This is a genomic window from Bartonella sp. TT29SHDZB (genome assembly GCF_042193395.1).
Classification (GTDB): domain Bacteria; phylum Pseudomonadota; class Alphaproteobacteria; order Rhizobiales; family Rhizobiaceae; genus Bartonella.
Map to the genome: position 1 here is coordinate 1 of NZ_JBHILQ010000060.1, position 2,744 is coordinate 2,744.

General features: G+C 42.6%; 1 protein-coding gene and 1 pseudogene. Both read left to right on the forward strand.

The genetic code is table 11. From position 1 onward, the window contains the following. Positions 1 to 116: 116 nt before the first annotated feature. Positions 117 to 2,066: pseudogene (locus tag ACFIJJ_RS09305) on the forward strand (hemagglutinin repeat-containing protein); the annotation flags it as partial. After that, positions 2,063 to 2,470 (forward strand): hypothetical protein, encoded by a 408-nt coding sequence (locus ACFIJJ_RS09310; protein WP_375623805.1) that lies wholly within the window; start codon positions 2,063 to 2,065, stop codon positions 2,468 to 2,470. The pseudogene ACFIJJ_RS09305 and the gene ACFIJJ_RS09310, both read left to right, overlap by 4 nt. The last annotated feature ends 274 nt before the right edge of the window (positions 2,471 to 2,744 follow it).

A 2,744-nucleotide genomic window follows, 5' to 3' on the forward strand; every position in this document is an offset into this window, starting at 1 on the left:
AAGCGATCACCAAAGCGTCCTCCCCATCGTTAAAAAGGTCGTTAGATAAAATCACGAATGAAGTAGAGGATCAAAGCCGTCTCCTTCTTTATTCAAGCGGGTGGCACTTTAAATAAGGCAGCATTCATGGTGTTGGCGCTGATATTATCGCTGGTACCAATCCAATCTATGTGCTGGAAAATGATGCACAGAGCGGAAATATCACTATGGAAGCAGGTGAAGATATCATCTTTGAAAGTGCACAAAACACGCAAAGCACACAAAACAGCAGTGAAAGTGCTTCAATGAGTGTTGGCACCGGTTATGGCACGGGTGGCGCAGGGGCAACGGGCAGTGCTGCTTTTAGTCAAGGGGAAGGTTCCAGTGAGGAAGTTCAACACAAAAACAGCCATATTATAGGCACCGGCACTGTTCATACCACGAGTGGGGCAAACACCACATTGGCAGGCGCCGTGGTTTCTGGAGAGCGTGTAGAAATGGAAGTAGGGGGTGATTTTGCCATTACCAGCCGCAGTGATACGGGACAAACTTCCAGCAAGCAAAACTCTGTTTCTGTTGGGTTTGGTGCTGGACAAACGGGTGGTGGGGGGTCCATGAGCGCCTCTTTCCAAAACGATAAATCCTCTAGCGATTATCATAGTGTTGTGGAGCAATCAGGCATCAAAGCGGGTGATGGCGGCTTTAATATCATTGTTAAAGACAAAACAACGCTGACCGGAGGTATTATTGAAAGCACAGCCTCGGCGGACAAAAACAGCCTGACCACTGGAAGCATTAGCACCAGTGATATCAGCAACAGTGCCCATGCTAAAGCCAGCAGCCATGGGTTTAGCATTTCTGGGAATGACACGATAAAGAACATTGCCAAGAATGTTTTAAATCACGGCAAAGCCAAGGATGGAGCAGAAGGGGAAACCAAATCTGCTATCAGCGATGGGACTATCATCCTTACTGATACAACTGGACAGAGGGCGATGGGGCAAGATGCTGGACAAATCATTGGCTCTCTCAACCGCAACACCGCAGCAGCACACCAAGCAGTAGAACAGCTAGATGTCGCATCGCTTGAGGGGGTAGTGCATAATCGCGTAGATATGATCAATGATTTATCGGATGAAGGATTGGGATACCTTGATAAAATTTATAAAATCACAAATGTCAAAGAGCACCCAGTAGGTGAGGTTGCGCATGATGAAAATGGCAATGTCCTCTATTTAACCGATGAAAATGGAGAGTATATAAAAGGCAATGATGGAAAATATATCACTCTGTATCACTTTTTAAAGCCAGAGGAAGAAAAGCATTTACAAAAAGGCCCTAATGGTGCTGTTTATATGTTCTACAATGGCATTTTTAATTCACCAGATGATGCTGCGGGTAATGCTGTCCAATTGGCTGTTAATAAAAATGGTCCCCTTTATTTTACATACTTTCCCCAAGCTGACGATGTGCTGGTAGAATTAGGGGTAGCATTTTATCAAAAGTTTTTTGAAGGGGGCTCTTGGGGGTTGACCAATTCAACCAAAAAGTTCCAAGATTTTATCTATCGTTATGGCAATGACAATGCTATTGTTAGTGGGCATAGCCGTGGTACCTTAACAGTAAGCAATGGAGCAAATGACTTGCAAGAACATGGTATCCACAGTGTAGCCAAGAAAACAGACTTCTATCTTGTTGGAGCGGCTGCTCACATGCAATCGATGGCCAATACAGTAGATTATCTAAGCGATGGCGAAAAAAATTATATCTACATACAAGGTCATATGTTAGACCCCATTAGTACAGTGATTGGTTACAATTGGCCTACGGCTTATAAGGCACCTTTAAATCTAGATTTTTCACTTTTGGAGAAAGGTATAAAAAATCCTTTTTATATGACGATATTTGCAGCAAACAGTTTATTTACTATAGCAACTAATCCTCTCAGAGAGATGGGGAGAGCGGTCTTGGGCCTTAACCCGAGCCCCCATAATTGTTATGCTGATGCGAGTACTAAGTGTCAAATTAATTATGGTTCATTTGGTTTTAACAAACTTCATTCAACGAGAACAGGGAACAAAAAATGAAAATGTTGTTTAATTTATTAAGCCTGCTCATTCTGTTAACGGTTGCTGGATGTGATATTGAAAACATTGATAAACCTCCTCGAGGAGAGACGGCTGTGTGGGAGAAGCTAGGAGCAGATTCTACGGAGGTAGGAAAAGCATTGCTAGAGTGTGGTTTGCCACACCTTAATTATCTTGAGGATGAAGTTCAAAAGTTAAGCAACAATGAGAATGCAACGATTGATGCTTGCATGATCCAAGCAGGATTCCATTATAAAGGGAGAGCTAGCTGGTGTTCTCCTTTTAACGGTAGAGACCTTCCCATTTGTCAGCCTGGTGCTGTCATCCCGAAGAGAAGTGTCGAAAAGCGCTTAAACAGCCCGTTTTGTAAAAGAAGTCCAGTACAACCTGAATGCAAACCTTAAGTTTTGTTTGTGATGACCGACAATCCCCACACTCACGTTTTTACATGCCTGTGCGGGATTGTTTCCTCAAGCAACCATTTCAATATTGTTCACCGTTGTTTAAACAGCGGTGACAGAAAATATCAACAAGCTTATGAGCTGTTTATTGTAAATAAATCCATTGAAAGAGGGGAATAATGAAGAAAATCTTAAAACTATTGAGTTGTATAGCTCTGTTAAGTATCACTGGATGTGTTAACTCAATTCCCTCACTTTCTCCAGCATTATGGAGAAA